This is a genomic window from Candidatus Neomarinimicrobiota bacterium (genome assembly GCA_021157965.1).
Lineage (GTDB): Bacteria > Fidelibacterota > Fidelibacteria > Fidelibacterales > Fidelibacteraceae > Fidelibacter.
In genome coordinates this window covers 1-23,492 of the sequence record JAGGVO010000059.1, presented here as the reverse complement: position 1 = coordinate 23,492, position 23,492 = coordinate 1, and the positions used below count along the sequence as shown (strand labels likewise).

Annotated in this window: 21 protein-coding genes, 1 tRNA gene and 1 pseudogene; 12 read left to right on the top strand and 11 right to left on the bottom strand. The window is 45.5% G+C overall.

Annotated elements, in window-relative coordinates; translation table 11 throughout:
- Positions 1-32: 32 nt before the first annotated feature.
- The 8 genes from trpC (at position 33) to J7K63_09495 (ending at position 8,216) form a co-directional block, all read left to right on the top strand.
- Positions 33-857, top strand: coding sequence for an indole-3-glycerol phosphate synthase TrpC (trpC, locus tag J7K63_09530; protein ID MCD6235259.1), 825 nt, complete (start codon positions 33-35; stop codon positions 855-857).
- On the top strand, positions 854-1,537 hold the full coding sequence (locus J7K63_09525) for a phosphoribosylanthranilate isomerase (protein MCD6235258.1): 684 nt from the start codon (positions 854-856) through the stop codon (positions 1,535-1,537). The genes trpC and J7K63_09525 overlap by 4 nt, the downstream gene beginning before the upstream one ends.
- Entirely contained in the window at positions 1,521-2,714 is a 1,194-nt protein-coding gene (trpB, locus tag J7K63_09520) for a tryptophan synthase subunit beta (GenBank protein ID MCD6235257.1), read from the top strand. The genes J7K63_09525 and trpB overlap by 17 nt, the downstream gene beginning before the upstream one ends.
- Complete coding sequence (gene trpA, locus J7K63_09515; GenBank protein ID MCD6235256.1) at positions 2,711-3,502, top strand: tryptophan synthase subunit alpha; 792 nt, start codon at positions 2,711-2,713, stop codon at positions 3,500-3,502. Before trpB ends, trpA begins: the two co-directional genes overlap by 4 nt.
- 68 nt (positions 3,503-3,570) lie before the next feature.
- A tRNA-Gly gene (locus J7K63_09510) sits at positions 3,571-3,642 on the top strand.
- Positions 3,643-3,716: 74 nt separating this feature from the next.
- Positions 3,717-4,838: a tetratricopeptide repeat protein gene (locus J7K63_09505; protein MCD6235255.1), complete on the top strand. Its 1,122-nt coding sequence runs from the start codon at positions 3,717-3,719 to the stop codon at positions 4,836-4,838.
- A 7-nt stretch (positions 4,839-4,845) separates the two neighbouring features.
- Positions 4,846-7,413 carry a C39 family peptidase gene (locus J7K63_09500; protein MCD6235254.1) on the top strand — a complete coding sequence of 856 codons (2,568 nt, stop codon included), beginning with the start codon at positions 4,846-4,848 and terminating at the stop codon, positions 7,411-7,413.
- An 11-nt stretch (positions 7,414-7,424) separates the two neighbouring features.
- Complete coding sequence (locus tag J7K63_09495) at positions 7,425-8,216, top strand: hypothetical protein (GenBank protein MCD6235253.1); 792 nt, start codon at positions 7,425-7,427, stop codon at positions 8,214-8,216.
- Between the two features lie 43 nt (positions 8,217-8,259).
- Here the strand turns inward: J7K63_09495 and J7K63_09490 are convergent, their stop codons facing one another.
- From J7K63_09490 to J7K63_09465, 6 genes are all read right to left on the bottom strand, one after another.
- Complete coding sequence (locus J7K63_09490) at positions 8,260-9,249, bottom strand: uroporphyrinogen decarboxylase family protein (GenBank protein ID MCD6235252.1); 990 nt, start codon at positions 9,247-9,249, stop codon at positions 8,260-8,262.
- 187 nt (positions 9,250-9,436) lie between these two features.
- Positions 9,437-10,468 carry a nucleoside 2-deoxyribosyltransferase gene (locus J7K63_09485; protein MCD6235251.1) on the bottom strand — a complete coding sequence of 344 codons (1,032 nt, stop codon included), beginning with the start codon at positions 10,466-10,468 and terminating at the stop codon, positions 9,437-9,439.
- An 11-nt stretch (positions 10,469-10,479) separates the two neighbouring features.
- Complete coding sequence (locus J7K63_09480; GenBank protein MCD6235250.1) at positions 10,480-11,148, bottom strand: corrinoid protein; 669 nt, start codon at positions 11,146-11,148, stop codon at positions 10,480-10,482.
- Positions 11,149-11,252: 104 nt separating this feature from the next.
- The gene (locus J7K63_09475; protein ID MCD6235249.1) at positions 11,253-11,735 is read right to left on the bottom strand and encodes a small multi-drug export protein; all 483 of its coding nucleotides are present in this window, start codon (positions 11,733-11,735) and stop codon (positions 11,253-11,255) included.
- Entirely contained in the window at positions 11,732-12,421 is a 690-nt protein-coding gene (locus tag J7K63_09470) for a glycosyltransferase family 2 protein (protein ID MCD6235248.1), read from the bottom strand. The genes J7K63_09475 and J7K63_09470 overlap by 4 nt, the downstream gene beginning before the upstream one ends.
- Before the next feature lie 109 nt (positions 12,422-12,530).
- Positions 12,531-12,941, bottom strand: a complete 411-nt coding sequence (locus J7K63_09465) for a SufE family protein (GenBank protein ID MCD6235247.1) — start codon at positions 12,939-12,941, stop codon at positions 12,531-12,533.
- 263 nt (positions 12,942-13,204) lie between these two features.
- On the opposite strand from J7K63_09465, the gene J7K63_09460 reads away from it, so the two are divergent.
- Complete coding sequence (locus tag J7K63_09460; GenBank protein MCD6235246.1) at positions 13,205-14,407, top strand: FprA family A-type flavoprotein; 1,203 nt, start codon at positions 13,205-13,207, stop codon at positions 14,405-14,407.
- 232 nt (positions 14,408-14,639) lie between these two features.
- Here the strand turns inward: J7K63_09460 and J7K63_09455 are convergent, their stop codons facing one another.
- A complete protein-coding gene (locus tag J7K63_09455) occupies positions 14,640-16,151 on the bottom strand; it encodes a hypothetical protein (protein MCD6235245.1) in 1,512 nt (503 codons plus the stop codon).
- A 167-nt stretch (positions 16,152-16,318) separates the two neighbouring features.
- On the opposite strand from J7K63_09455, the gene J7K63_09450 reads away from it, so the two are divergent.
- From J7K63_09450 to metA, 3 genes are all read left to right on the top strand, one after another.
- Entirely contained in the window at positions 16,319-16,513 is a 195-nt protein-coding gene (locus tag J7K63_09450; protein ID MCD6235244.1) for a PspC domain-containing protein, read from the top strand.
- A 159-nt stretch (positions 16,514-16,672) separates the two neighbouring features.
- On the top strand, positions 16,673-17,974 hold the full coding sequence (locus J7K63_09445; GenBank protein MCD6235243.1) for an aminotransferase class I/II-fold pyridoxal phosphate-dependent enzyme: 1,302 nt from the start codon (positions 16,673-16,675) through the stop codon (positions 17,972-17,974).
- A gap of 11 nt (positions 17,975-17,985) precedes the next feature.
- Positions 17,986-18,894 (top strand): homoserine O-succinyltransferase, encoded by a 909-nt coding sequence (metA, locus tag J7K63_09440; protein MCD6235242.1) that lies wholly within the window; start codon positions 17,986-17,988, stop codon positions 18,892-18,894.
- A gap of 646 nt (positions 18,895-19,540) precedes the next feature.
- Here metA and J7K63_09435 read toward each other — a convergent pair.
- The 4 genes and pseudogenes from J7K63_09435 to J7K63_09420 all read right to left on the bottom strand — a co-directional run.
- The gene (locus J7K63_09435) at positions 19,541-19,918 is read right to left on the bottom strand and encodes a response regulator (protein MCD6235241.1); all 378 of its coding nucleotides are present in this window, start codon (positions 19,916-19,918) and stop codon (positions 19,541-19,543) included.
- A 9-nt stretch (positions 19,919-19,927) separates the two neighbouring features.
- Complete coding sequence (locus J7K63_09430) at positions 19,928-22,564, bottom strand: transporter substrate-binding domain-containing protein (GenBank protein MCD6235240.1); 2,637 nt, start codon at positions 22,562-22,564, stop codon at positions 19,928-19,930.
- Between the two features lie 120 nt (positions 22,565-22,684).
- A pseudogene (locus tag J7K63_09425) lies at positions 22,685-23,197 on the bottom strand (IS30 family transposase).
- A gap of 12 nt (positions 23,198-23,209) precedes the next feature.
- Positions 23,210-23,492 (bottom strand): IS30 family transposase (locus J7K63_09420; protein MCD6235239.1); only part of this gene is annotated, 283 nt, incomplete at its 5' end.

Here is a 23,492-nt window from a genome sequence, read left to right as displayed (position 1 = left end):
AAAAATCACCCTATACACTCACTGGAGGCATCATGGCAACCCCTCATCTAACATCCCTGAAGCATCATTTTCTGGATGAGATCCTAAGCCGTAAACAACACGATCTGAGCCGGAAAAAGTCCGAACTTCCCATAAGCCGTTTAAAAGAAGCAGCCCTGGCCACGAGTAAAACCCGGTCGTTATACCGTCAAATGATAAAGGATACCGCTTTTCATTTTATCTGTGAAATAAAAAAGGCCTCTCCATCCCGGGGAATCATCCGTAAAAATTTTAACCCGGTCCACCAGGCCCGGCTCTATGAAAAGAACGGTGCTTCAGCTGTTTCGGTTCTCACGGAAGAACATTTTTTTCTGGGAAATCCCCACAATGTACAGCAGGTTCGGCAGGCTATTTCTTTGCCCATTCTTTATAAAGATTTTATCATTGATCCTTACCAGGTTTACGAAGCTAAAGCCGCCGGAGCAGATGTGATTCTGTTGATTGCAGCCCTTTTGTCGAAAAATAAAATCCATGAGCTTTGTACCACAGCCGCTGCATGCGGACTCGATATTCTTTTTGAACTGCATACCCTGGAAGATGTAAAAAAAATTCCGGTCCATCAACATTTGATTCTGGGAATCAATAACCGGGATTTACGAACTTTCCGTGTTGATCCCGAGAATTCATTCACACTGAAATCCGCTCTTCCAAAAAATGTACCCGTCATCAGTGAAAGTGGTATCAGAACGTCAGACTTATGCCGCAAACTGGCAAATAACGGCTTTCGCGGAGCCCTCATCGGTGAATCTCTCATGCGGGCACAGAACCCCGGCCATTTACTGAAAGATTTTAAAACCGCTGTGGAGAAACTCCAATGATGACCCAACTAAAAATTTGTGGTTTTACCTCCCGTGCAGATGCTTTTCTGGCCGTAGAACATGGCATATCCATCCTTGGTTTCATTTTTTATCCCGAAAGTCCCCGCTATATATCACCGGATAAAGCCGCCGACATGATTCGTCATCTTCCCTTCTACGTGAGTCCTGTGGGTATTGTAGTTCGCCCAACCGCAAAAGAACTTGTTACGCTTCAGAAACGCACGGGCTGCCGGGTTATGCAGGTATATGAGCCAAAGGATTTTGAAATCTTTCATTCCTTTCCTTTCCCCGTTATCTGGGCCTTTCGGGGCGTGGAAAATGTAAAAAAAGCAATGATCCAGGATCTAAAGCCACCGGATATGATTTTAATCGATACCTTTTCCAAAAAGACTTATGGAGGCACAGGAAAATCTTTTGCCTGGGAAACAATTCCCGGTTCAATTCCCCGGGAAGCACTCATCTTAGCAGGAGGAATAACCCGTGATACTATCCGGGATGCCCTGGAAGAAGTCCACCCTGCAATCATCGATATTGCAGGCGGTTCAGAATCAGTCCCCGGTAAAAAAGATTTTCAAAAAATCCGGGCATTGATTACCAGTGTTCATGCTTTTAATATGGAACAACTTCGAAAAAAAGAAACAGAGAAGAAAGCGGAGATCATCTATGACATCCAATCTTAAAGGATATTTTGGTCCGTACGGTGGTTGCTTTGCCCCGGAGGTCCTCCGGCCGGCGTTGAGTGAACTGGAACAGGCCTTTCACACTTTCCGGAAAAAGCGGGATTATCAAAAACTCTATTTGTCCGACCTGAGAGAATACGCAGGAAGACCTACACCTCTCTATTTTGCAGAAAACCTGACCCGTCATTATGGCGGAGGGCGTATCTATTTAAAAAGAGAGGATTTATGTCATACCGGTGCTCATAAAATCAACAATACGCTGGGACAAATCTTATTAGCACAATTCATGGAGAAAAGGCGGATTATTGCAGAGACCGGTGCAGGACAGCACGGCGTTGCCACAGCCACTGTTGCTGCACGAGCAGGACTGGAATGTTCTATTTACATGGGGATAGAAGATATGGAGCGCCAGAAACCCAATGTAGACAGAATGCAGATGCTGGGAGCAGAGGTTGTTCCGGTACGTACAGGAACAAAGACTCTGAAGGATGCTACAAACGAAGCCTTAAGAGACTGGATCGCCAACAGTGACACCACGCATTACATTATCGGGTCTGTTGTAGGACCTCATCCTTTTCCTGTGATTGTGCGTCATTTTCAGAAAATCATCGGGCAGGAGGTTATCAAACAGGTTAACAAAAAGGAAAAAAGGCTTCCGGATATTTTGCTGGCCTGTGTCGGTGGCGGAAGCAATGCTCTTGGACTTTTTTATCCCATGTTAAAACATCCTGAAGTAGAGATGGTTGGTGTGGAAGCAGCAGGATGCGGCCTGGAAACAGGCAAACACGCTGCTACCCTTACGAAAGGTCATACCGGCATCTTTCACGGTATGAAAAGTTATCTGCTTCAGGATTACGACGGCCAGGTCCAGCTGGCCCATTCTCTTTCTGCAGGACTTGATTATCCTGGTGTAGGGCCGGAACACAGCTATTTATTTGAAACCCGGCGGGTCCGCTATGTAAGTGCGACAGACGAAGAAGCTTTGAAGGCTGCTTTTCTTTTATGCCGCCTTGAGGGGATTATTCCGGCCCTTGAAAGCGCACACGCCCTGGCCTTCCTGGAAAAAACGGCTCCCGGTACGAAAAAAAACACGATTATTGTCGTGAACCTCAGTGGCCGGGGAGATAAAGATATGAAGGTCTACACACAATACCTTAATAAAAAAGGACACGTATGAATCAAGCACTGAATACCCTGATCCGTGAAAAAAAAGCCACCGGTGATACATTACTCTCCATTTACATCACCGCCGGTTATCCCCATCTTCATGATACTCCACAAATCATTATCGAGCTGGATAAAGCCGGTGTGGATTTTGTTGAACTTGGGATTCCATTTTCCGATCCCATGGCCGATGGACCGGTTATCCAGGAGGCATCACAAACCGCCTTACTGAACGGGTTCAGAATCTCACATACTTTTGAAATTCTAAAAGAGGTCCGCCAGGTTTCTTCCATCCCCATTCTGCTTATGACCTATCTCAATCCTGTCCACCGCTATGGTATTGACACCTTTTTGCAGCAGGCAAGTTTGTGGGGTGCCAACGGACTGATTATTCCGGATTTACCCCTGGAAGAAAGCCGGCCTTTACATCCCCTCCTGGAGAAATTCAACCTGGACCTGGTTCATCTGCTGCCCCCTAATGCCTCTTCCGAACGGATTCAGGCCATTGACCGGACCAGTACTTCCTTTATTTATACCGTGGCCTATAAGGGGGTTACCGGAAAAAAAAGCCGTCATGACGCAGAAATTCAAACTTTTTTAAAAAGTCTGAAACAATCACTGCAACATCCTTTCCTGGTGGGTTTTGGGATTCGATCCAGGGAAGATATCGCTTTTTATACGCAATATGCCGACGGGGTTATTATTGGAACAGCTTTTATTAAACACCTGGAGAAAACCCCGTCAGAAAAACTGCCCCAAAAAATCCGGGATTTTATCCAATCTCTCACTCTCTTTTCATAGCCTGAATAAGTCATTTTTTCTTGCTTCTTATTTCCATTCAGGTTAATATAACACGTTTTTTGAGATACGCGAGAGTAGCTCAGTGGTAGAGCCCCACGTTGCCAACGTGGCTGTCGCGAGTTCGAGTCTCGTCTCTCGCTCTTCAAGCCCCGGATGGGGCTTTTTTTATACCTCAGAATTTTTTATCATTGACCTGTAATAAATGGGAGTGCTTATGAATCGCCTGTCATTATCAACCGTCATTTTTAGCGTTCTTCTATCTGTCATATTTACGGGATGTGAGAAGAGTTCCGCCTCTCTTTACGACCGTTATGCCGATTGGATTCATACATCAAAGGAGGAAAAACTGCTCCGCCGGATTGATGATTTCATCTTTGAGATCCAGCAAAAGGGAAAAGCGAGTCCCGAAGTATTGAAAGATCTCATGGATTTAAGCCGTTTGGGAACGGAAATGGGGGATGCACATCGTGCCTTTGAAGCCGGCCTCCGGGCCCAATCCATGGCGGAAATCCTCTACGGCCCTAAAGATGAAAAAACCATCCGTGTTTACATACAGCTTGCCGATTTTGCCATGACTTTAATGGAGCCCCGTCTGGCCAAAAATTATCTGGATAAAGCCATGATGGCAGCCGCCACGGCCCACCATGAAAACTATCTGCTGCTGGCAGATATCTACACACGGTACGCCGGGGTCAACCAGGCTTTTCAACGCTTAGATGATGCCGAAGCACTTTATTTTAAAGCCATCGGACTCGTGGAAAAAGCCGATTCCAACCATGTGATGATTGCCGATATCGAGACCCGACTGGGCATATTGAAAGAATCCCGGAAAAAATATGAGACAGCTGAAAAATTTTACCGCAAAGCTCTGGGAACGGTGGAGAACATCCGGGGGACTTCCAGTCTTCAATCCGCATCCCTTCATAACAATCTTGCCTCAGTATGCTTTATGACAAACCGTCCGGAAGAAGCTATAAGCCATTTGAAAAAAGCCCTGAAAATCTGGGAAAAAGAAAAGGATTCCCATATAAAACAGGCTGAAATTCACAGCAATCTGGCGGAAATTTACCGGGCCATGCAGGACATGGATAAAGCGGAAAAAGAGTATAAAATTCTTTTAAAACTTATGAAAGACATCCCGGAAACCACCCCCCTCTACCCTGCTCTCCTTTTGAACCTATCCCATTATTACACCCAGCTGAAACAGAAAGAAAAAGCAGATGCATTCAAAGCCAGAGCCCGTGAAATTCAAAAAATCCTCCAAAATCAGTACCTTGAAAATGTATCAACCCTGGAAACAAAATTTAATCGCATTCCCGGTATGGAAATCAAGTAGAGTTATCATGAAAAAAATCATTCACAGTGTTTTTCTATTGGTTGTGTGCAACATCTTCCTTCAGGGGACCGAAACGGGAGGACTGATACGCCGCCCTTGTGCTTTTAAGGGGCGGATTCTTTTTACAGACGACCGGATATCAGCATTGTATATCCTGGAAGATGGTGATATCCGGAAAATAGCCGAAGGACGGGGAATTGGGTATCACATAAGCCAATCGCCGGTCCGGGATGTGATCGGAACAAAAATCATTTTGGATAACGGGCTGCAGGTACCTGTTCTGTATGACTTGAAAAAAGATGAGATAATTCGTTTACAGGCACCTGTCTCCCGGGCCGGACAGGTTTCTTTTACCCGGAACGGAGTGGCAGCCTGGACTTCCGGAAACCGCTTGCATCTGTCCGACGGACGCTCCTGTGATCTCCCCGGGTATGCAAACCTGGCACCGGTCTCTCCCGATGGAAAATGGGTGGTTTCCAATGATGATTCGGATCAACTGTGGCTGACGGATATCGGGAGCGGAAAACACATCCGGGTATCCCCGATCCTGGAAGAAGCCTTTTACAATCCCCAATGGAGTCCTGATGGAAAGTCCATACTTTTTTCCTCTGTGGGAGGAACACTCTGGGTTTATTCTCTGGAAACCGGAACTGCGCGTGAACTGACAGAGGGTCAATCGGCTGTTTGGAAAAACTCTTCCACCATCCTTTTTCACCGGATTGATGTGAAAGAAGGCAAAGCCATCAATGCTGATATATACACCTGTGACATCCTGAAAGGGAGCGTCAGCAAGCTGACCCGGACAGCAGACCGTTTTGAGATGGATCCCTCCTGGGATGAAAACAACCGGCGCATCCTGTTTCACACTCAGAGGGATGGCGTCATTGCCGCCTTTTCGGAAACCAAGGGAGAATCCATACTTTATACACTGAACAACCCGCTTCCGGTGACTTACTATCCCCCCGCCCGTTCCTCCAAAGAAACTGCTTATTTTGAAATCCCCTATGTCCATCAAGTCTATGATCCGCCGGACTGGTTTGGCGCCGGTTATGCCGCCTGCGGAGGGACATCCGCGGTTATGTGCCTGGCCTATTACGGCACCATCACTCCCTGGCCCACAACCGCGTCCAGTCCCTATCCCCATGAAAGTCCTTACGGCCGGTACATTTGCGACAAATACTATACCATCCTTGGGTATCACATGAACCGGATCGGATACAGCCGGGGAAATTACGGCTGGGGGGCTTTTGGCTATATCACCCAGAACAACTGGGCTGACACCAAAGGATATATGGCTGAATTTGCCTGGAAAAACGGGATGGCCAATAAGTCCGTAGACTGGACCCCCACCCGTGCCGAGTTAATTCAACAGGTTGACCAGCGAATGCCCTTCGTGCTTTTGAACTTCCTTACCACTTCAGGCCATTACATTACAACGATCGGTTATGAAAACAGTACTGCAACAACCCTCATTTTTAATGATCCCTACGGAAATAAAAACACACCGGGCTATCCAAGTTACGACGGGGCCCTGTCCCGCTACGACTGGCCGGGTTACAACAACGGGTATCAAAATTTGAATACTGTCTGGTGTTATATCTATTTTCAGGCAGAAATTCCCACGCGTCCGGACTGGGCGCTGGAGATGCAAAATACAATCGCCGATACAATCCGAAGCGGGTCAAAAATTCCGCTGAATTATACTCTTTACAATCTGGGAGACATAAGCACATCCCCCGGTACTATTGAATGGCATATCACCAGTATCGGTGTAAATAATCTAAATGTAGATACCGTATTGTTCAGTATGGATGTTGATCCTCTTGCTCCCGAATCATTTTATACCTTTGAACAGTATTTACAACTTCCGGACTCTCTGGTCAGTGACACCTATTTGTTTACTGTGGAAGTCCCTGTCGATACAGGGTTCGGCGAGATCCGCCTTTCCAACAACAAGTATCAGAAAAAGGTAAAAGTCATCGGTTATCCCCATATTTATGCCACGGCCCCGGAAAATGGGGCCACTGTGAACAGCACAACACCGGTCCTGTTTGCTAAATTCAGGGAAACCATTGACAAAGTGGATACGGATTCAGTGTTTTTAAGCCTGAACGGTGTCAACATCAATACCGATTGCAGTTGGAACACCCGTGAAATCCGCCGGATTTCCGAAACACCCCTGGAACCCGGAGAATATACGGCCAAGGTTCGGGTACGGAATCTGGCAGGTTTTGAAAGTATATACAGTTGGAAATTCACTCTCACATCCACTGCATTAGATCCGGCAGCGTCGCATCCGCATGTATTTGACCTTCAGGCATATCCAAATCCTTTCAATCCCCATGGGATGCTTTATATCTGCCTGCCGGAATCCGGAAATATCCGTCTGGATCTTTTTGATGTCCGGGGACGGCATGTTAAAATCCTTGAGGATGGTTTCTACCCTGCCGGGATGCATCAAATCAACTGGGACGGGACCGACAAATCGGGACACGCCGTTACGAGCGGTATCTACATTGCCCGATTGACATCTCCGTCGGGCATAAAAACGATTCGGTTCGCCCTTTTAAAATAATGAGGTGTACAATGAACGAAAAAAAGAAAATCCGCAAGGCTCTGTTTGTCCTGATATTATCGGGACTATCGGTATACCTGGGGAATCTGGGACTGGAAAAAGCTTTATCCCTTGGGAATACCTGGTATGAGGCCGGGGCTTATATCCTCCTGGCCGGTATTGGAATTTGTCTTTTCGGGATTTATTTGCCTTTCCGAATGGCATCCCGGTGGGAACTCCCATATGCTTACTGGCCCAAAAACAAAAATCCCATCCATGTTATCTTTTTTCTTGCCCTGTGGTTTGTTCTCATGAACTACGATAATCTTACCCTCATCAAATTGAACGGATTGAACTGGGGTGTTTTTCTTGAACATTTGAGCCAAACACTGCTGATTCAGGTCGTCTATTACCCCCTCTTTGCCATGCTGCTTTTTCCAGCATTCCGGGAACGCTACGGCCTTTGGTGGTCATTGTTCATCAACGGTGTTTTATTTACCCTGTACCATGCCCTTTTCCCTGCCCTGTTTCCCGAAATTGTTCACAGCTATACTGCAGGATACCTCTTTATCACCTTCATTGCCTATATGCTCCTCTATATCTGGAGTGAATCACTCATTCTTGTGATGATCGTTCATATTCTTTCCAATGCTTTGTTTCTGGCCTCAAAGGATGTGCTCTTCGAAAGCACAGGATTGCTTGTATTGATACCGGTTCTGCTGGCAGTCGGTACTCTTGTGGCCATGATAATCGGTGCTTACAGACAAAAAAGTGCTCCTATAAAAAAACCGGAATTCTGGATTACAATGAATCTGAAGGATTAAAAACAGGCTCATGATTGTGTGCAGATAAATTAGCTTGGATCTGTTATTTTCTGCCTGCTTCCATAAATGCAGTCACATTTTCTTCAGGAACTTCCGCCGGCAGGTCACACCCGGTACTGAGGATATAATTGGGAATATCCTTCATTTCATCCAGGAGGATTCTAACTTCTTTCCGTATGCTTTCAGGATTTCCCGTCATAATGGCGCCAGTGGGACACACATTACCGATGAGAATGATATCTTCCCGGATTATTTTTGCCGCCTGAAGGAAATCCACATCCGAATCCAGGCTGAGAGCATCTGCACCGGAATCATTAAAAGATTCCAGCAGGTGTTCTGTATTACCGCAAATGTGATAGACCATTGCCACATCCTGTTTATGACACACATCCACAATTTCCCGGGTATAATCCATGGAGAACTCACGGAATTGTTCCGGTCCCAGCATCATGGCGCTGGGTTCAAGGACTGCAACAATGTGTGCTCCGGCTTCTATTATAGCCCGGGTATAGTCTAAAATCTTTTCCGTACACACGGTACACAGTTCGTGAAAATCTTCCGGATTCATCATCGTTTCCATGGCAGCATTTTCGGCACCCATAATAAGACCGGCCAGTGTATAAGGCCCCGTTACATAAGCACCCCGGAGAATATTCCCGGGAAATTCATGCTTCATCCGTTTGTGGGTTTCCACATAGGACCGGAGTCGCCCGTCTTCCAAAATATCCACACTTTTCAGGAGGGATAAATCCCGTTCTTTGTTGTAATCAAAATTCACGACTGTAGCCGCTTCATTCGGCGGAAAAATGGTTTCACGTCCCAGGGCACTGGCTTCCACGGAAAGATCCATAAGGGTAAAAATCACATCGGGATGCCATTTCTCCACAATCCGGCGCATAACCTTCATGTGTTCACTTGCATTCTGCTGTGCCAACTTGATCGATGTACCAGCCCCTTTCACTGCCGGAAACCCAAGCAAAGGAGCCAGAATGCGTTGATTATTCCTGTATTTTGCACGAACTGTTTCAATCATTTTCATTTTATGTTTCCATTTTTCCGGAAGTGGAAAGTTGAAAATTTACGTCGCTGCGCTCCGGCACCGGGTTATGGGCTTATGGGAGATTCCGGCGCTGTTGCACAACGTTCAAGTGCCTTCGGCATCCAATCCAATTGGACATATCCCCCGGACTGAAATCCGGTGTTATCCATTATACAATCATTCAATCCTGATATTTTCCTTCTTTCAGGACGGTCTCAATCATGGTTAAAACGTTTTCGGTCTTCATATATTCAGTAATTGAATTAGAAGAGCCGGCAGCCCAGCCTCCGTTTTTGCCGGCGATGCGTATGTATTTCCGGGTCAGGTCACGAATGGTATCAGTGGAAGCCCGGGCCAGTTGATCCACGTCTATTCCGCCGCAAAGGGCGATTTTTTCGCCAAAACAATCCTTCAATTCACCAATATCCATAGATATAGGCTCCAGTGGGTGGAGTGCCGTGACGCCGCAATCCAGGATATCCTCCATAACGTCATACAATACACCATCGGAATGATAGATAAAGGGAATATTCCGTTCTGTCGCCAATTTCCCGATTTTTTTCAGCCAGGGGAAAAAATGTTCCCGGAGAAAACCGGGATCAACCATGAGTCCGGAAGAATAGGCAATGTCGTCACTATACCACAGGACCTTCACAAAATCCATCTGGGCCATCACTTCAAACATGCTGTAAATCACATCCCCGATTCGTCGAAACATTTCAGCCACCAGCTCCGGTTCTTCATACATGAGCATGGAAAAAGTTTCAAATCCCATAGTTTCCCAGACAGTGGTGTAAATATCCCCATATTGGCCGATGATTCCCATATCATCGGGGATAAGTTTTCCGGCTTCTTCCAGGCGGCTGTAATTGATATCTTCCCGTTTTGGAAAAGGGTAGGCTTCAAAACTCTCCCAATCCTTGACAAGACTGTCATGTTCCGACGACCAGGACCGGTCTGTCGCTTTGGACTCATCCTCAGCCTTTTTGCGGTTTAATTCAAGGTCGATACGGGGCTGAACCTTCAGGAAGTCATACCCCAGGGAACGCATAAACTGAATATCTTCCTGTACCGTCACCACCGGTTTTCCGGCGATTTCCTTTTTTATATCCGGATGAATTCCCAATTCAATCAAAGGAATGGCATCGGCTTTTTGATTCCGGAGAGTTTTATCCAGGCGTTCAAAATCAATTTTTCGAATATTTTCAAACATAATATCCTCTATCAGGCTGATATCAGGTTTTTGGCCAGAGAGACGGACTGGTTGGCATTCAGAGAGTATCCTTCAGCCCCAATTTCATCGGCAAAGGACTGAGTGACGGGTGCTCCGCCGATCATGACTTTATTCTCCAGGCCGTTGGACCTAAGGGACTCGATGACCGTTTTCATATTTTTCATGGTCACGGTAAGCAGGGCGGACATACCGATAACCGCTTCCGGATGCTGACGGGCTGATTCCACAAATTTAGAGGCGGGTGTATTAATCCCCAGATCAATCACCTCAAAACCGGCACCTTCCAGCATCATGCCCACGAGATTTTTTCCGATATCATGCATATCCCCCTGGACTGTTCCCAGAATGACGGTCCCCACTTGGACACTTACATCGCCCACCAGCATGGGACGAATCTGATTCAGACCACTTTTCATCGCTTTTGCTGAGAAAAGCATTTCGGGGACAAATATCTCATTCTTTTCATATTTCTCGCCTACGATTTTCATACCGCTGATGAGTCCGTTCATTAAAATATCCTGAGGGGATATTCCTTTCTCCAGAGCATCTGCTACTTTTTCGCGGACACCGGGTTGACCGGATAAATCTTTGGGATAACGGGAATCCGCATCAATGTGCCCACGAACAATCAGTTCTTCAATCTGTTTCAAAAGCTCCATATCCTCTTCCTTCTCTCATTATGTTTTTATCTTTATAGTTTATAAAGTTTGTTTACAAACCGAAAGAAGAAAGTTGCACTTGGAAATTGGGTTTTTATCAGATGTCAGACTTTTTTCAGGAAGAACTGGAGAGATTCGATACCGGTGAGTGTCACGATGAGAACGGCTGTACCGGCGATTAGGACGCCCCCGATGGCAGCAATCATGAACTTCCGCGGGGGAACACCCAGGAGGAAGGCTGCCAGGGCACCGGTATATACACCCGATCCGGGCAGAGGGACCCCGATAAAGAGAGCGAGTCCCCATTCCCCGTATTTCTCAACCTTGTCATGGATACGTCGCTGGGTCCGGAGGACAATTTTATCATAGAGTCTGCCGATAAAAGGGATTTTAATCACAATATCGACAAACCAGTGAAGCATATAGTATACAAAGGGTGCCAGGAGTATATTGATTAGCATGCAGATCAGATAAACCTCAAACCAGGGCATATTCAATTTCAGAATTCCATAGGGGATACTGGCCCGGAGCTCAAGAAACGGAAGGAAGGTCACAAGAATCAGTTGCCAAAGGTTGAGCCACATCATGAAAATCTCCTGAAAAGTGAACGAGTGAACATGCTGATGAAATGGAGGGTATCCCGAATATGGGCAATGCTGCTTTGTCCCCCTTTCATATATATGGTGGGAATGGGATAGAAATCCACAGGAACCCCTTTATCCGTAAGGCGGATAACCATTTCCGCTTCGAAAACGAAACCTTTGCTTCCGGAGAGCAAATATTGAATATACTTACCGGGTATCAGCCTGAAACCGCATTGAACATCAGGGATTGACAATCCAATCCGCCTACTGACAAGAAAGCTGGTAATTAAATTGCTCAGGCGGCGATGGAAAGGCATATTATCATCCCTCTGCCGCCGGCCAATAATGAATGTCCCCGGGTTTTCAGCATATTTCACCACCAATCCGGGAATAGCTTCCGGTGGATGCTGCAAATCGGCATCCAATGTCACTGCAAACGCCCCTCCGGCTTCCAATACAAACTGAAAACCGCTTTGTAGTGCCTTTCCTTTTCCCATATTTTCAGGATGGCGAATCAGGTGGACACCTTTCTGAGTGGCAATTTGGGCTGTATGGTCGTCCGATCCGTCGTCTACAATGACAATATTCAGAGAACAACATGCCCTGATCCGTTCCAGCAACTCAGGAAGGGTTTTTTCAGCATTATAAGCCGGAATGATAATGTATCCATTGTATGTGTCGGATTTCATGCAGAAACTTTTACGTATTTTAGGTTATCATTGAAAAAATAATCACAAACAGAACTCATGATATGGGTGATGCCGGATGTTTGATAAACTACAAACATACCTTTCCTGACTAGTGTCCTGAATGTGCCTGTTCAGCAAAAGCATGCAGACGTTTGACCATGGCATGGAGTCCGTTACTCCGCGTGGGAGTCAATTGAGAACTGAGTCCCACCGATTCCAACCAGGCGTGGATATCAAAATCGAGAATTTCCTCCGGTGATTTATGATTGTAAATCACCATGAGAATTGCAATCAGTCCGCGGACAATCGCTGCATCGGCATCTGCTATAAAGTGAATCCGGCCGTCATTGTAATCCGATTTCAGCCAGACCAGGCTCTGACAACCAAAAATCCGGTATTCATCTTTTTTGTATTCTTCGGGAAAAGGAGGAAGTTTTTGTCCCAAATCGATAATGTACCTGAATTTTTCCTCCCAGCCGGGTAACATGGAAAAAAAATCTGCAAGGTTATCCGCTGTCATCTCGTGTAATTCACTCATGGATTGAAATTATTCAATTCGGGTTGAGATTGAAAGGATTTAATGGGTTGGATAGTTCTGAGTGTTGAATGCTGTACATCGACACTTCGGAATCAGACAATATATGCATTCCATGATATGATTGCCCACCCCTTCCCGGGCAATCGGGTTTTATTTTACAGGGTAAAGTAGACGTATTGAGATACCATTCTTCCATCCTTCCCTTTTTTTCGTTACTTTTATCATCAAACGAATGGAGATAGAACATGAATCACGGAATCAAACTGACTCAAAACATCTTTTGGGTTGGAGTCAATGACCGGCGAACACATCTTTTCGAGAATTTATGGCCTCTGGATAAAGGTATATCCTACAATGCCTACCTGATCCGGGATAAAAAGAACGCCCTGATTGATACGATGGAGATCGGACATGAGGAATCGTATTTTGATGCCATTGATGAAATCCTGGATTCAGGAGAAACCGTGGATTATCTTATTATTAACCACATGGAACCGGATCATTCCGGCGCCCTGAAACTCATCACGCAACGATATCCGGACATCACATTAGTGGGAAACAGGAACACTTTTAAATTTGTCCGGGGATTTTTCGGGGATTTCGAGCATATCCTCGAAGTGGAAGAAGGGGACACACTGAATCTGGGTAACCATTCCCTGACATTTGTCATGACTCCCATGCTTCACTGGCCTGAAACCATGATGACCCTGGAGACAAAAACTCAAATTCTCTTTACCGGTGATGTGTTTGGAAGTTTTGGTACGTTGGACGGCGTGCTCTTTGATGATGAAGCGGATCTTGCCGTCTGGGAGCCGGAACAACGGCGCTATTATTCCAATATCGTTGGAAAATATGTCAAGCAAACCCAGCGCGCTCTTGAAAAGCTGAAGAAAGTGGATGTCAAGATATTTGCGCCTACTCACGGACTCATCTGGCGAAGGAATCCCGGCCATATTGTAAACTTATATGACCGGTGGTCTCGTCTTGAAGGAGACAAAGGGGTCGTTATTGTATATGGATCCATGTACGGACGGACTGAACGGATGGCGGAGTATATTTCCCGGGAACTTATCCTGGCCGGAATCCGGGACGTAATAGTATACGATGCATCAAAAACCCATCTTTCCTATATCCTGAGTGATATCTGGAAATACGGCGGACTTATTATTGGGAGTCCCGCCTACAATAACGGGCTTTTTCCCCCAGTAGAAGCCCTCACAACCAAACTGGAGCAGTTACACATTAAAAACCGCCTTTTAGCTCTTTTTGGAACAGCCACCTGGAGTGGTGGAGGCGTAAAAAATCTGCACTGTTTTGCTGAAACAACTAAGTTAGAACTGATTCATCCTACTCATGAAGCCAAATACCGGCCTTTGGAGAATGATTACACGATATGCCGGGAGATTGCTCAAAATATGGCTCTTAGATTATTGAATTCTGAGTTTTGAATTCTGAATTGAATTACAAATTATAGAATGAGGTTGAGCGGATTAAATACCGGATCCGGAAAATTCGCTATCTGACATCTCTCTTCTATTCTTCATGAAACAATCATATTAAAAAAGGCGCCTTATCAGGCGCCTTTTTAATGTATGCAAGAATGCACAACTCTTAACTCACCACTTATCACGGTTATCGGATAGACCGCCACAAGGGAGATGTATCAAAGTACAGCACTCTCTAGAAGGAATAATCAACCCCCATACCAAAACCGAGGGTTGTTTTCTGATAGGTTTCGGTATAGTTGGTAACTTTTTTGCCTTCATCATAGAATGCATTCATGATACCGACATTAAGTATAAGTTTCGGACTTAATTTATATCCAAAACCACCGGCCAGGGTGCTGGAAGGCAGACTATAACTGAGATCTGTCTGATATTCGGGCGTCACTTTCTGGTCTCCGTAAGAATATCCGGCACTGACAAGAAGTTTATCAGAGAGATTGAATTCCAGGGCTACGCCAAATTCAATTCCGTTATCGATTTTTTCTTCTTTACCGTCCCAGTTCACATCCTTATTGAAATAATAATTGAAGTTCCCTTCGGCGCGGAGTTTAGGCATGACCTGATAAGCCAGACCCATGGCAAACATAGCCGGCATATCGGCATGGGTTTCATCTCCGTCAGTAAACATGCCGGAGCCATCCACTTCCGTATCATTCACCAGGGTTAGCTCAGTCTTCATTTCATACCGCAAGGCAATGTCGAGTCCTTCAAAGGGAGTAATAAAAGCACTGAAAATGGGACTGAAACCGGTAGCATCCTGAGCGGCTTTCACTTCCACGTCGGCGGTTGCCGCTTCCACAACGGGGACCTGATTACTGGTCGCTGTGGCAGCACCACTGTAAATACCCTGTACCTGGGCAGCGGTCAAACCGCTGGGATCATAGCCAAGATTTGTCAATCCGCCTTGCAGTTGGGTTACCTGATCGGCTGTCAAATATCCGGCAGTCTGGAGCTCAGGCAGTGTGTAATTTCCTGCATTTGCATCGATAATGGGTTGAAGACTGGAAGCCGTGGCAGAAAGTGTGTTGGCCACACCCGTCAGATAAGTACCGGGTGTCACCCAGTTGGTTCCATCTGCAGTCACCATAATATCCTTCAGGTATCCGTCATAGGTGTTCTTAGCTACAACAGCCCGTCCGCCAACAGCCAGTGAGATCATGTCACTCAGCTTGTAAGTTAAACCGGCTTGTCCGGCATAATAGACGGAAGATCCTTCAAATTCCGTATCCAGTTTATAACCCTGGACACCCAGTTGGGGAACAAGTCCGGATACGGGCATTTCAAAGGACGGGAGTCCGTCTTCATAAACGGCACTACCGCCTCCGCCAATAGGTTCAAAACCACCGGAAACGACTATTTTACCACTTTTGTAGGCAAAATAAAGGTTTGGAAACAGGGGAGCAAAGACATCCCCGACAAATTCATCATTGTTCAGTGTTGGCAGGTCATTAATGACGGTCTTGGTCTGCAAGATCACCTGATTGCTCACATGAAGATAAAGGCCGTTATTCAATCTGGACAAACCTGCAGGATTGTAGTATACAGCATCCAGATCGGTTGAAGCATTTCTGTTTAATGTCCGCGTATACTGAGCACTTTGGTTTGTGTTCGTGACGATTCCACCGGCAAAAGCCGTGACTGAAACCAGACATAAAACAGCAGTGGTCAGCAAGATAAGTGTTTTCAAGATTCCCTCCTTGTTTGTGTTACACTTGTTTATTGCTTTACGGTAAATTACCAGAAACATGCATATATTTGCAAGTTATTTTATAAAATGAATCATTTCATGCATTTCAATATGATTGCAGGTGGATTTTTTTTATTTTAAACTTTGAGCAGGACAAAGGAGATATTATGAATAACAGACCCTTACAGAGATCCCGTCAGGACCGAATGATTGCCGGTGTATTGGCAGGACTTGCAGGCTGGTTAGGCTGGGATGTCACTGCGCTACGGATTGCATTCGTTATTATTTCCCTCTTATCATCTGTATTTCCCGGAATCCTTGTTTACGTGATTCTGTGGATCCTGATGCCGGAAGAGCAATAACAACATCGTTCCTGAACCCGTTTTTTCACACACGAAACAGGTAATCCCCGCGTCCCCTCCAAAAATCAGACTTGCTTCAAGACTGCTGTTTATTTCAGATTTCTGAAGAGGGGAGATGTTCATACATACTTTTTGGTAAAACATGCAACAGGAGGAATTATGAAAGCAAAGCCATACAAATTTGAAACATTGCAGCTTCATGCAGGGCACTATCCCGATCCTGTGACACATGCCCGGGCTGTCCCTATCTATCAAACATCCTCATATACATTTAAAAACACCCGGCACGGGGCAGATCTTTTTGAGTTGAAGGAATTCGGCAATATATACACCCGCATCATGAACCCTACAACCGATGTTTTTGAAAAACGCATGGCTGCTCTTGAAGGCGGAACTGCTGCCGTTGCCACGGCATCTGGGATGTCCGCCCAATTTTTAACTCTTATCACGATTCTGGAAGCAGGTGATTCCATCGTTGCCTCACCTTACTTATACGGCGGGACCTACATTCAGTTTAAAATTGCCTTGAAACGTTTGGGCATTACGGTCCGTTTCGCCGAAAACGATACCCCGGAAGCTATGTCACGCCTGATAGACAACACAACAAAAGCTCTTTATACGGAAACCATCGGCAATCCGGAGTTCAGCATCCCCGATTTTGAGGGTCTCTCCAGCCTTGCCAAAACACACCAAATCCCCCTGATTATTGACAACACCTTTGGTGCAGGAGGATATTACTGCCGTCCGTTGGCACACGGAGCGAACATCGTGACGGCATCAGCCACCAAATGGATCGGAGGTCATGGAACATCCATCGGAGGCATTCTGATTGACGGAGGCAATTTTAACTGGGGTAACGGTAATTTTCCTCTCTTTTCAGAACCATCCGAAGGATACCACGGACTGAATTTCTGGGAAACATTCGGTGAAAAAAATCCACATGGCAATATTGCCTTTGCCATCCGTGCCCGGATGGAAGGCCTTCGGGATATAGGCCCCGCCCTCTCCCCTTTTAACGCCTTTCTTTTGCTTCAGGGGCTGGAAACATTGAGTCTGCGGGCACAACGACATGCCGATAACGCCCTGGCCGTGGCACAATGGTTATTAAACCATCGGAAAATTGAATCGGTAAATTACCCCGGACTTCCGGATAATCCTTACCATTCCCTGGCCAAAAAATATCTGGAACACGGATACGGCGGCGTATTGACTTTTCGCATCAAAGGAGGAAAGGATAAAGCATCGGAACTGATCAGTCATTTGAATCTCATCAGTCATCTGGCTAATGTAGGCGATGCTAAAACTCTCATCATCCATCCGGCCAGTACTACTCACCAGCAGATGACTGAATCAGAACAGCGAGCCGGAGGAATTTACCCAAATATGCTCCGTCTTTCCGTTGGCATTGAACATCTTGATGACATCCTGGAGGATCTGGACCAGGCTCTTAAAAAAATATAAAGGAGATCGCTATGCCGGTGAATGTCCCCGATAAACTCCCTGCCATTTCCGCACTTCGGAAAGAGAATATATTCGTCATGACCGAAAGCCGTGCTAGCCATCAGGATATCAGGCCTTTACGACTTTTGATATTGAATCTGATGCCACTGAAAATTGTTACGGAAACCGATCTCATCCGGATGCTTTCCAACACCCCTCTGCAGGTGAAACTGGAACTCCTTCACATGTCCACCCATGAATCCAAACACACGCCCCGTGAACATCTTGAGCAGTTTTATCATACATTTAAGGATATCCGAGAGCACCGCTATGACGGCATGATTATTACAGGCGCACCTGTTGAAACTCTGTCCTTTGAAAAAGTAACTTACTGGGAGGAGTTACTGTCCATTATGGACTGGACGACAAATCATGTAACCTCTACACTTTATCTGTGCTGGGCTGCCCAGGCCGGACTCTATCATTTTTATGATGTCCCCAAATATCCTCTCGAAAAAAAGTGTTTTGGGATATTTCCCCATACCGTCCTTACTAAAACCACTCCTCTTTTTCGTGGATTTGATGATTGTTTTATGATGCCCCACAGTCGGCATACAGAAATCCGGGAAGAGGACATATTATCTGTTCAAAACCTCAAGATTTTGGCGAAATCCAATGAAGCCGGACCGGGTATCATTGCCAGCAAAAACGGCAAACAGATTTTTATTACAGGTCATCCCGAATACAGTGCGAATACTTTGAAAAAAGAGTATGAGCGGGATAAAGCGGCTAAACTTCCCACTGAAATCCCAAAAAACTACTTTCCGAAGGATGATCCATCCAAAAAACCTCACATTTCCTGGCGGGCACATGCCAGTCTGCTTTTTTCAAACTGGCTAAACTATTATGTGTATCAGGAAACACCTTATGTGTGGGAATAGGGAGGAACGAGGACGAGTAAGTTGTCAGTGGACAGTGGACAGTCGACAGTGGACAGTCGGGACAAGGGCGAGGGGATTGCCTTCCCTGTGAAATGAGATCCGGTTTGTCTGGGGGAATGACGCGTAATGCGTGACGAGGGGATGCCACTACGCGGCTTGTGTGTTTTGGACGGGCATTTGATGTTGGGGATTGATTTGATTGGGGCCTGCCCCGTGAAATGAGCGCAGCGTATTTCACGGAGGATTGGATGATATTTCCATGGTTTGATACAGAGATTATTAGAGTAGTTGGATATATAATATCAGTTAGATGACGCCCCCCACCCCGGGGGTAAAATACACCGATATCGAGCCTAACGCAAGATAATATTGTTATTCGTATATATGATGTGTCGAATAGTTTAATGGATGGAATCCAGGCAAAATCTAACAATCCCGGTTACTGAGTAGACCGCCGGCTGGCGGGCATATCGAGATGCCGGTCAATTGCTTCGCAGTGTTCAAAAAATGAATCACAATTTAAACGCCATGCAGTGGCGGTTGAAAATCGAATGAAGTGAGATCATTGAATGCTGCAAAGCAGCGTTTGAAAGTCGCGCAGCGGCGATTGAACGCCATAGGCGCTTGAACTCTTGACCCCGTGAATTCATGAACCTTTAATCTTCTTAACAACCGAATCGTAAACGGCTTTTATATCGGCAATGGAAAAGGGTTTTTCCAGGAAAGCAACCGGTTTGACTTTCATGGCTTTTTCACGAATAAGGGGTGTGACATAACCGGTCATAAAACAAATTTCCGTCCCGTTCCCGTTCAACTGTCTGATCATTTCTGCAGCTTCAATACCATCCATTTCTCCGGCCAGGCAGATATCCATAAAAATCAGTTCTGGCTTTTTTTCTTTGTAAACGCTGACTGCATCTTCCCCTTTGGCAACAGGTGGCAGCACCTCCCCATTGAAATCTTCCAGATCCATACACAGACTTATAGCCGTCAGAATTTCATCTTCAACTACGAGTACTTTCATAACATTCCTTCAAATTCGGCGTTGATATAATGCTTCCGTAAAAGTGAAGCGGAATAACAATCCGTTGATATTTTCTATTTCCATTTTTCCCATGAGTTGTTGTTCAACCAGAGCCCGGACCATTTCAATCCCGAGTTTGCTGTCTTTTTTTAAATCAAATTCTTCAGGAAGACCCGTCCCATTATCAGAATATAATAAAATCAGCGTTTTCTCTCCGGCTTGAATGTGAATGTCTATCCGTCCTTCGGTCCTTTCTGAAAATGCATACATCAGCGAATTGGTGACCAATTCATTGAGTATGAGTCCCAACGGCATGGCAACATCAATCAGTACAGGCACATCATCCCCGCTCAGTGAAATATTAATGTCTTTTTCCGGCGTGGTATAGGTCTCTTTAATCAGTTCGATCAGACTGTGATAATAATCCTTCAGATTGATTTTTGACAAATCTTCGGACTCATAGAGTTTTTTATGAACCAAAGCCATGGAAAATATTTTGGTTTCCAGAGTCCGAAAAATGTCTTTTATGGACTCATCCTTGATATGGCGGGCCTGAAGGTGCATAAAAGCGGCTATCACCTGCATATTGTTCTTTGTCCTGTGATAGAGCTCCCGGAGGAGTATTTCCTTCTCCTCCAGATTCTTCTTGATCTGATCTTTAGCTTTCTTTTGTTCAGTAATATCGATAAAACTCTCCAGGAGGTAGGGTTTGCCCTGAAGGGTGATCGTCGTGACACTCTTTTGAATGGGGATTTGCCGACCATCGCGGGTAAATAAAATATCTTCGAATGTGTAAAAATTCCTTTTCTGATCAAGGAACGGACAATTATCCACCCGGTCCGGGCATGAAACATCATAACATTTTCTGCCGACAATGTCATTTTCCCGTTCATACCCGCACAATTCTGTGGCACGTCGATTTGAGCGATAGATGATCTTATCAAACCCGATGATCATCACCCCGAAAACCACCGAATCCAGAATATTCTGAAGGTTTTCCTTGGATTCCCGGAGTTCCCGGGTCCGCAGAGCAACCTGCTTCCGGAGCAGATACACCCACAGAACGGCACCCAGAATGAGGATAATAAGGGGAATAGCAACATAACTTACATAGCGGAAAACCTTATTCCAGTCTGTGGCAATACCAGGATAAACCCCCAGCCATTTTTCATAAATGTCCCTGTATTCCCCGCTTTTCTCAATGATTGTAAGTCCTTCGCTGAAAAGATTCAGCAAGCCCCGGTTGTTCTGTTGCACGGCAAAACAGTATTCTAAAGTCATAAAGGGTTGTTGTCCTACAGACAGATCTTTCCAGTTGTTCTTATCGATCAAAAACAAAACCGTCTGCCGTGCCACCAGAGCACAATCCACATCTCCCCTCAGGACTGCTTCCAGGCAACTCTCCTGGTTATCATAAGTTTTAATCTGATTTTTCAACCCTTTTTCAACGGCAAATTCATGCATGATGTCCTCGGATTCGACAGCGATCTGATATGCCTTGAGGTCTTGCACTGACCGGGGAGGATTTCCCACCTCTTTCCGGACTACCGCCACATAGTGACTCATCATGTGAGGCTGAGTGAAATCAAAAAGAATATCCCGTTCATGTGAATAAAACATCCCCTGAATGAGGTCAATATTCCCCTTCAGCAATCCTTCCCGGATCTCTGGCCATGGGCCCAGATGGATTTCCACATCCAGATCCATTTCCCTGGCTATTGCATGGACAAGATCCACATTAAAGCCGCTGGGATTCCCTTCTTTATCCAGAAATTCAAAGGGTGGAAAGTGGTAATCACCACCGACAATGATTTTCCGGCGGCTGGTCAATTCCAGTGATGAGAACCACTTGGCATGAAGATAGCGATACGTCCCGTCGGCAATCACAAGGGATAATCCTTCATTTAAAAGGGCAAGGGTTTCCCGGTCCCCCTCTTTGACGGCAAAACAGAAGTCCTGCCTGAACCCGTAAATGGGTTTATCCACAATTCGAAGATTTTTCAGTCCTAATTCCTGAATAAGGTGCAGGCCTACAATACGTTGGACAACAACCGCATCATATTTCTTTTCCGATAACCCCAGTAAAGCATCTTTGTATGTCCGGGTGGTTTTGATAACCAATCCGTATTCTTCACGGCGGAGAAACTCTTCTGCATTATCCCCTTTCATCACGGCGACTTTCCGTCCACGGAGATCGCTCAGATCTTCAACATCCCGGGTCTCTTCGTGGACAATAATTGCACCATGCATAAACAGATAGGGAAAGGTAAAATCAAAGATCTTTTCCCGTTCGGGTGTACGGCCGACCAATGGGAGGACATCTACCTCACCATTTTCCAGCCATCCTTTCACATCGTCCCAGGGACCTACGCGAAATGCGACATCCCGCCCCTTGACTTTCAGGGCAGCTTGCATGAGTTCTACGGAAAAACCGGTGGCCTGACTGTCTGCATCGACATAACAGTAGGGAGGATAATCATACTCACAACCGGATATAATGGGGATAGTCTCCGTCCCCCGGAGATCTTCAGCAATTAACGGAGGCACAAAAATACAGGATATTATCAAGATGATTAATATTTTAAGGGTATGTATTGATCCGTACCGTAAAAACCGGAAATATCTTTCCTCATAGGGTGTAATCATCATTTTCCCCCGGCATCTTCAGAACGTTTAAAAGCTGCTTTCAGGGGTACTTTTCTTATCCTATTTCCAGCACCGTTTGAAAATGACTTGGATTCAAGTATTAAGTGCAACATGTCTTTCTCAAAAAAATACTTTGATTGGCGTTTTAAATCCAAGACATTTTCGTAATCTGTTATTCAGTTTTTTCATAGCTGAGATAATTTCCCGGGGTATGATGCTTGCAAAGTCCCTGTCTTTAGGGAAGTATTGTCTGATCAGTCCATTCATATTTTCATTTAACCCCCGTTCATACGATGCATAAGGATGGGCAAAGTAGAACTCCGCTTTTAATCTCTCTGCAATCGTTTCGTGTCCTGCAAATTCTTTTCCATGATCTGATGCAAGTGTATTGACATAATCTTTCAGTGGCAGTAAAAGCGTGAAGATCGCTTCTGTAACCTGACGTTTTGTCTTATGATCCACTTTGTATATCAATGATAACCGTGACGTTCTCTCAACCAGTGAAACAATGGCCTGCTTTTTGCCCTTACCAATAATTGTATCCACTTCCCAGTCGCCAGGGCGTTCACGTGTATCTACAATAGCAGGGCGTTCTTCTATACTTGTCATATTGGGGATCTGTCCCCGATATGCCTTGGACCCATATCACTTTTTTCGTTTTTTACGGCATCGCAAATGAACATATAAATCGCCACCTTGCTTCTTGTCTTTCAGGATATGTTGATAGATCCATTCATGGCTTACAGCAAAGTTCATTTCACGTTTCAAACGCCCGGAGATCTGTTCGGGCGACCAATCTTCTCTGATCAATAAATCAATGAGTCTCCATGTCATAGTATCAATACGGATATGGACTTTTCCCTTCCGCCGGGCCAGAGCGTTTCGATGAGCCTGTGGACAACGATAACCCCGTTGCCCTTTATTACGT

Coding starts and splice junctions, on each gene's coding strand:
- J7K63_09525 (MCD6235258.1), top strand. CDS start 854: ATGATGACCCAACTAAAAATTTGTGGTTTTACCTCCCGTGCAGATGCT.
- J7K63_09470 (MCD6235248.1), bottom strand. CDS start 12,421: ATGAAATCCGACACATACAATGGATACATTATCATTCCGGCTTATAAT.
- J7K63_09445 (MCD6235243.1), top strand. CDS start 16,673: ATGAAAGCAAAGCCATACAAATTTGAAACATTGCAGCTTCATGCAGGG.
- J7K63_09505 (MCD6235255.1), top strand. CDS start 3,717: ATGAATCGCCTGTCATTATCAACCGTCATTTTTAGCGTTCTTCTATCT.
- J7K63_09480 (MCD6235250.1), bottom strand. CDS start 11,148: ATGGAGCTTTTGAAACAGATTGAAGAACTGATTGTTCGTGGGCACATT.
- J7K63_09490 (MCD6235252.1), bottom strand. CDS start 9,249: ATGATTGAAACAGTTCGTGCAAAATACAGGAATAATCAACGCATTCTG.
- J7K63_09475 (MCD6235249.1), bottom strand. CDS start 11,735: ATGATGTGGCTCAACCTTTGGCAACTGATTCTTGTGACCTTCCTTCCG.
- J7K63_09430 (MCD6235240.1), bottom strand. CDS start 22,564: ATGATTACACCCTATGAGGAAAGATATTTCCGGTTTTTACGGTACGGA.
- trpB (MCD6235257.1), top strand. CDS start 1,521: ATGACATCCAATCTTAAAGGATATTTTGGTCCGTACGGTGGTTGCTTT.
- metA (MCD6235242.1), top strand. CDS start 17,986: ATGCCGGTGAATGTCCCCGATAAACTCCCTGCCATTTCCGCACTTCGG.
- trpA (MCD6235256.1), top strand. CDS start 2,711: ATGAATCAAGCACTGAATACCCTGATCCGTGAAAAAAAAGCCACCGGT.
- trpC (MCD6235259.1), top strand. CDS start 33: ATGGCAACCCCTCATCTAACATCCCTGAAGCATCATTTTCTGGATGAG.
- J7K63_09495 (MCD6235253.1), top strand. CDS start 7,425: ATGAACGAAAAAAAGAAAATCCGCAAGGCTCTGTTTGTCCTGATATTA.
- J7K63_09435 (MCD6235241.1), bottom strand. CDS start 19,918: ATGAAAGTACTCGTAGTTGAAGATGAAATTCTGACGGCTATAAGTCTG.
- J7K63_09500 (MCD6235254.1), top strand. CDS start 4,846: ATGAAAAAAATCATTCACAGTGTTTTTCTATTGGTTGTGTGCAACATC.
- J7K63_09460 (MCD6235246.1), top strand. CDS start 13,205: ATGAATCACGGAATCAAACTGACTCAAAACATCTTTTGGGTTGGAGTC.
- J7K63_09465 (MCD6235247.1), bottom strand. CDS start 12,941: ATGACAGCGGATAACCTTGCAGATTTTTTTTCCATGTTACCCGGCTGG.
- J7K63_09485 (MCD6235251.1), bottom strand. CDS start 10,468: ATGTTTGAAAATATTCGAAAAATTGATTTTGAACGCCTGGATAAAACT.
- J7K63_09450 (MCD6235244.1), top strand. CDS start 16,319: ATGAATAACAGACCCTTACAGAGATCCCGTCAGGACCGAATGATTGCC.